This window comes from Streptomyces tropicalis (genome assembly GCF_029269835.1).
Classification (GTDB): domain Bacteria; phylum Actinomycetota; class Actinomycetes; order Streptomycetales; family Streptomycetaceae; genus Streptomyces; species Streptomyces tropicalis.
The window spans coordinates 1-6,622 of the sequence record NZ_JARJBB010000057.1 but is presented as its reverse complement, the minus strand read 5'-3'; the positions used below and the strand labels follow the sequence as shown (position 1 = coordinate 6,622).

Annotated in this window: 1 protein-coding gene; it reads left to right on the top strand. The window is 72.1% G+C overall.

Features of this window, described 5'->3' with window-relative positions; genetic code table 11:
• The coding region (locus tag P3H78_RS32590) for a UvrD-helicase domain-containing protein (RefSeq protein WP_276112795.1) at positions 1 to 6,622 on the top strand (6,622 nt) is incomplete at both ends.

The following is a 6,622-nucleotide window of genomic DNA, read 5'->3' as shown; positions in this document are numbered from 1 at the left end:
GGGTGCGATGGACCGCAAGAGCGACGCGGAGCGGTACGCGATCGACCGCGAAGACGACCTCCACGCGGTCATCCCTGAGGGCTGGCGCGGCGGTGCCTGGACGCAGATCGGGCCCGGAGCAGTCGTACGACTGCCCGCTCCGCAGGACGGCCGGCTCACCTCGGAGAGCTGGACCCCGGCGTTCACCGTGGCCAGCCTCAGCCGGGACGCCGACGGCTCGGTGACCGTCGACGGGACGCGCCAGGGCGCGTCCGTCAGCTACCACCTGAGCGCGGCCATAGCGAAGACCGGGCCCCTGCGGGAAGCCGTGGGCGACCTTGCCCTGCTCCCCGAGACCATCGTTGCGCGTGCGGCTCGGCCCGCCCTGCTGGCGGCACTGGACCACCCCACCAACGGGGTGTCCTTCCCCTTCATCGGCCACGACGAGCTGATGCGCAGCATGCGGGCCGTCTCCGCCGCCTCCGAGGCGATCGAGTCCCGCCCCACGCCGGTGGCGAAGCTCCGTGAGCAGGTCCTCTCGGCGCGCGACGCCCTCGTCCACCTGGCGGAGGTAGCCAGTGCGGACGGTGTGGACGTGATGCCCGAGCGGGCCCGCGCCGGAGTCGAGGTGATGGAGCACTGGGCGGCACAGCTTGCGGACGTCGACCTGGCCGCCGCGCGCCTGACGGTTACAGCAGTGCCGACGCAAGACGTGCAGAGCCCCGTTGACGCGCCCGCCGCTGAGCCGCAATCCGCCGAGCAGACGTCGGTCGGCCGGCCTTGGACGCAGATGCGCCCCGAGGACTTCGACCGTGCCCCGACACCAGTCGCGCAGGACAGCGGAACAGTGCCGGAGGGCCAGCTGGGCCTGGACACCTCCGACGCCGGACTCCCGCGTGATGAAGCCCAGTCCGCGGGCGATGCGACCGAACAGGCCGACGGCGTCTCTGCGGCTACGGCGCAGGAGCCGGCGCAGCCGGGCGCGTCGACCGGCCTCACCGCCCCGGTCCAGGACCGGGGGGACGACACCCCGGTCTCGATCTGGGACGCCATGCGGCTCGGCGGCCAGGAGGTGGCCCGTGCCCTGCTCGCACGCGTCACCGTCGGCGAACTGGCGGCCGACGGCCAGTTCCTGCGGGCCCCGGTGCTGCTGGACGGCGAGGCCATCGGCTCCGTCGTCACCCGCCCCGACGGCGGATACGCCGCCACCACCATCGAGAACTGGACGTCGAAGCATCCGTTCGAGACCGTGTCCGGCGCGGTCGCGCAGGTCGTCCAGTCCTACGACGAGTGGGTCGCCACCGGCGAGGAGCGTGAGGCCCGCGCCCGCGAGCTCGGGCTCGACCAGCCCGCGGCCGCGCCCGAGGGGGAACTGCCCGAGGGCGCCGTGCCCGTGCCCGGCTTCCCCGACTACCACCAGGTCAGCGCCTACCCCGGCACCGTGGTCTACGGGCCCGGCAACCGGAAGATCGGCTCGGTCGAGAACCGCACCTACAACCAGGGCAAGCACAAGACCCTGTACGGCGACGACAGCCCCATCAAGGGCCACGACACCATCGAGCGTTCCGTCCGCCACCTGGTCGAAGCGCACGCCGAACTCAACGACGTGCCCAGCAACCAGACGTGGCTGAACGTGTGGATCGAGCACCACCCCGACCACAGCAACGTCTGGGGAGCCAGCGAGCAGTACCGCGAGCTCGTCTTCGCGCTCGAAGTCGCCGGCGGCCCGCGCGGCTTCAACCGGCGCAACGGGGTGGACGCGGTGCACCGCCGGCACGGCTCGTCCCAGCACACCATGCCGAAGAACCTGACGTACGAAACCCGCACCGAGAAGATCAACACGCTGCGGGCGCTGCTGTCGGCGCGCGGCCGCGAGATACCCGTCTTCGAGAGCCTTGAGGCCAAGCAGGAAGCGGAAGCCGCCGATAGGGCCGAGACGGCCACGCCCGCGCCCACCGCACCAGCACGCGAGGCAGTTGCCGGGGCCGCGGATGACACGGCGGCGGCGCAGGAAAAGCGCACCGCCCCTGTCCGGCCACCTCTCGGCCAGCCGTCCCAGGGCCAGGCAGCGCACGTCATGGCGATCGACGCGATGACCCTTGATGACCTTGACGAGACCATCGAGGCGCTGGGGGACGCCACCGATGCGCTGTCGCTGGCCTATCGGCTGCGCGCCGAGCGGCGCCGCTGGGGCCTGCAGCGCGAGGAAGCCGAAGGGTGGGTGCCGCAGCCGGAGTTCGACGCCCAGGGCAACCTGGTCGAGCCGTCCCGCGGGCAGATCCTGCGTGAGCGGGCCGCCGGCTACCGGCTCGACCCCAACGAGGCCCAGGGCGCCGTCACCAGCGTGGACGATCTGCCGCGCGCGAAGCCCGGCGCCTACACCGATGCCCGGTGGGCCGAGATCGTGGCGGCAGCCGCCGCCGGGGAGGACTACCCGCCCACCGCCGAGCAGGAAATCATCATTGAGGCCGCTGCCCGGCGCGGCCTGGACCTGCGGGTGATGGCCCTGGCCGGCACCGGCAAGTCCACCACCTTGAAGATGCTGTCGCGGCGCATGCCCGGCCAGCGGATCCTGTACCTCGCCTTCAACCGGTCGGTCGCTGATGAGGCGATCGAGGCGCAGCAGCGCGGCGAGTACAGCGGTAACCTCACCCCGACCACCGCGAACGCCTACGCCAACAGCATGGTCGACGAGGCTTTGCTGACCCGGCTGAACTGGCCGAAGCTCAACGAGCAGCAGCTCGCCGACCGGATGCGCTGGCGCTCCCGGATCCGGGCCGGAGGCGAGACGCTGATCCCGCAGCGGGCCGCGTACCTGGCCAACCGGCTGCTGTCGGAATGGGTGAAATCCGCCGACAACGACTTCGCCGTCCACCACCTGCCGGACGGCATCGCACACAACCGGGATGCGATCTTCGCCGCGATCCGGCCCCTCGCCCAGGAGATGTGGGACAACCTCACCGACCCGAAGGCCATCAACAAGGACCGTGATCTCCCGCTGTCCTTCGACCACACCGTCAAGATGTGGGCGCTCTCCGGCCGGGTCCCCGACACCGACGTGCTGTTCTGGGACGAGGCACAGGACGTCAACCCGGTCATGGAGTCGATCGTCGCCAACGTCCGCGAAGCCGGCATCCAGGTCGTGGCGGTCGGCGACAGCAACCAGGCCATCTACGGATTCAGGGGAGCGACCGACGCCCTGGGACGCCTGCCCGCGGACGCGACCTGCACGCTCACCCAGACCTTCCGGTTCGGTGATGCCGTCGCCGACATCGGCAACCGCTTCCTGCGCCTGGGCGGCACCCGCATGCGGCTGGCGGGCTGGGACCGCAAGACCTCCCGCCTCGAAGAGATCGCCCCGGGCGACGAGACGATGCTCATCGCCCGCACCAACGCGGGCGTGGTCCTCGGCGCCGTCGAAGGCCTGCGGGCGGGCCGCAAGGTCGCGGTGTCCGGGGGACTGGCCGACCTGCGGAAGTTCCTGGAAGCCGCCGAAGCGCTGCGCGAGGGGGAGCGCACCAGCCATCAGGAACTGGCCCGCTTCAACGGCATGGCCTGGGACGAGATCCTGGAGACCGCCGAGAGCGAGCCCGAACTCAAGCAGCTCGACTCCATGTTCAAACTGATGGAGCGGCACAGCGACGAGCTCGACGCGCTGCTGGAGTCCGTGCGGATGCCGCGCCCGTTCGTCGAGGACGACGGCGAGCGCCTGTACGTGAAATTCGCCCACGGCGACGGCAACTTCCGGACCACGAAGGAGTGGCTCAAGAGCAAGGGAGTCGGCTTCGGATGGGACGGCGACGCCAAGCGGTGGAGCTTCCCGCCGCCGAGGAAGTCCGCCACCTCCGCGACCGAGGCCGAGCGCCACCGGCTGCGCGAGCGGGTCGAGCAGTACATCACCGACCACTACACCGCCCCCGCCAGCGACAACGGCGGACAGGTCGTCGACCAGGCCGCGCCCCATGACCTCCTGGTGTCCACCGCGCACAAGGCCAAGGGCATGGAGTCGCAGCGCGTCCGCATCGCCGGGGACTTCCGTGGCCCCAAGGAGAGCGCCAGCGGCGGCATCGACTGGGACACGATCCCCGACGACGAGCAGCTGCGCCTGGCCTACGTCGCGGTCACCCGCGCCACCGACATCCTGGACGCCGGCTCGCTCGGCTGGATCTTCGACGTCACCCGCGACGACGACCCGATGCAGGAGCCGGACGGTATCTACCTGCGCGCATGGCAGGTCAGCGACTTCTCACCCGGCAACCGAGTCACCTTCTGGAGCGAGGACGGAGAAAGCCTCCTCGACGGGGAAGTCGCGGAGCTCGACGGCACCGCGCTGCTCGTGAGGACCGACGACGAGCGCACCCAGGCGGTCGTCACCGGTCAGATCATCCGCCGCGAGGGGCAGGACCAGCCCCACCTGCCCGTGGCCAGCGACGAGGAACTCGACGCGGCCCTCAACAGCGGCTTCGTACCGATGACGGCACCGAGCCCGAGCAGTGCGGCCTCGCCGGACCCGCAGACCTCGCCCCGTCCTGCCGCCGCGCCCAGCGCCGGTGACCAGGCACCCCAGGCACCGCAAGCACCGAACACACCGTCCGCCGCAGACGGCAGCGGAGAGGAAGCCGCCGTGGACACACCGGACGCGACCGAGCAGCAGACTCAGACGACGCCCACCACCGCAGACGGCACGACGCAGACGGCCCCTGACCGGGACACGTTCACCGCGCTCAAGCCGCCCGAGACCAATGCCCTGACCGGGGCTGACGGCACCCTGTGGTGGGGCGGCCGGGCAGCCGGACGCAAGAAGGCAATCACACAACCCGTCCTCGTCCGGCTGACGTTCGCACCGCGCGGCGTCGTCGACGTCCAGGACGCCGTCACCGGCAAGAACATCGACCGCATCCGCACCGGAACGCCGTTCTTCGCCGCCGCCCCGCTCCTCAACGAGCAGCAGGAGCCGTCCACCGCAGCGGTGACCGGCCAGGACGTCGCCATCGAGAGGGAGCAGGGCCCCGCAACACCGCCCCCCGCCGCCAGTGACGCGCCGCCCGCGGCCGAGGCACCGGAATCCGCCGCGTCGGCGTCGTCGTTCAAGGTGATCGCCCGGGCCACGGACACCGGCCGACGCTGGGCCGTCGTGGACCGCACAGACGGGGACGTCGTCTGGATCCGCTACCAGGACCAGGACCCCGTTGAAGCCGTCTTCGCGGCCAAGGAAGACGCCGACCGCACACGCCACAGCCTCGCCAGCGAACCCGGCCTGCGTGTCCCCGCCCCCGAGACGGCCACCACCGCCCCGGGTGGAAGCGAGGCGCAGCGGCACGAGGCGGGCCCGGCCCTTGTTCCGGTCCTGGGCACGGTCATCGCCAAGGACACCCGCGGCACCGACCAGCTGGTGAAGGTCCAGGTCGGCGACGAAGCCAGCGGCCTGCGGGTCTACGTCGCCTGGAACCCCATCGGCGCCGACCAGGTCCAACTCCACCAGTCGGTCTACCTCTCCGGCACCCTGGGCGCCGAGACCGCCTTCCACGGACGGCTCGAAACCTCCGTCGAGGGCGGCACAGTGGAAGGCGAAGCCGCCGCCCACGACCGCCGCAACCTCACCCAGCCCGCCCCCCAGGGCTGGATACCCGCCGACCCGAGCGCCTCTCCCACCCTCGCCGTGGGCCAGCTGGTCCGCATCCTCGACCCGCACCACCCCGCACACGCCGCCACCGGCCAGCCGAGCACCCGGCAGCTGTACAGCACGGTCACCGTGGAACTGGCCGACGCCAACTCGTACGCCGGCACCAGCGCGGACGGCCGCGTCCTGGTCTTCACCCGTGACCAGGTCGTCGCGGTACCGGGCGACGGCGCAGCCCAGCCGCAGCAGACCGACCCTGCCCCGGCACCGGTCGCCGAGCAGGATGCCGTCGCACGAGACGTTTCCGCCGCCCTCCTCGCCACACTGAGGAAGGACTTCTCCTACGCCCAGCGGGCCGGCCGGTGGACGGTCGCCGACCTCGAGCCGCGCCCGGACGGCACCCGGGTCGAAGTCCTGCTGCGCAAGAGCGGCGAGTGGGCCCAGGCCGTCGAGGTCAGCGCGCACACCCTGCGCGACGAGCGCGGCCACTACCACGGGCTCGAAGAGGTCCTGGCCTGGCGGGACGCCACCCGGCTCGTCACCCTCCAGGACCGCCCCGAGCGCACGCCGCGCCCGGGCACGGGGGCACCCGTGCTCGTGCAGGACCGCGCGCCCAAGCCCCCGCTGCTCTCCAGCCCGCCGCAGAGCCTGAAGTCCGCCGAGCTCGAGAGCCGGGCCACGGCCCTGGACCAGTGGCTCAACGCGTACGCGGCACAGGGCGACACCCCAGACAGTGTCCGCGCCGTCGAGCAGCGCGACGCCCTGCGCGCCGAGCTGGAGCAGCGCCGCCTGCGGCAGGTGGACGCCGAACAGCTCGGCGGCATGGAGGCCTTCCGCCAGGACCTGGCCGACCTCACCCTGGAGGCGGCCGACCCCGGCGGCGCCCGGGGCGTCCTGCGCAACGGCACCCGGCTCGGCACCGTCGTGGCGAGCAGTGCGGGCTGCCACTTCGTCCCCGACGGCCAGCTGGCCCTGGCCGAGGGCACCGCCTACGCCAGCCCCGAGGGCGCCGCGGTCGCGCTC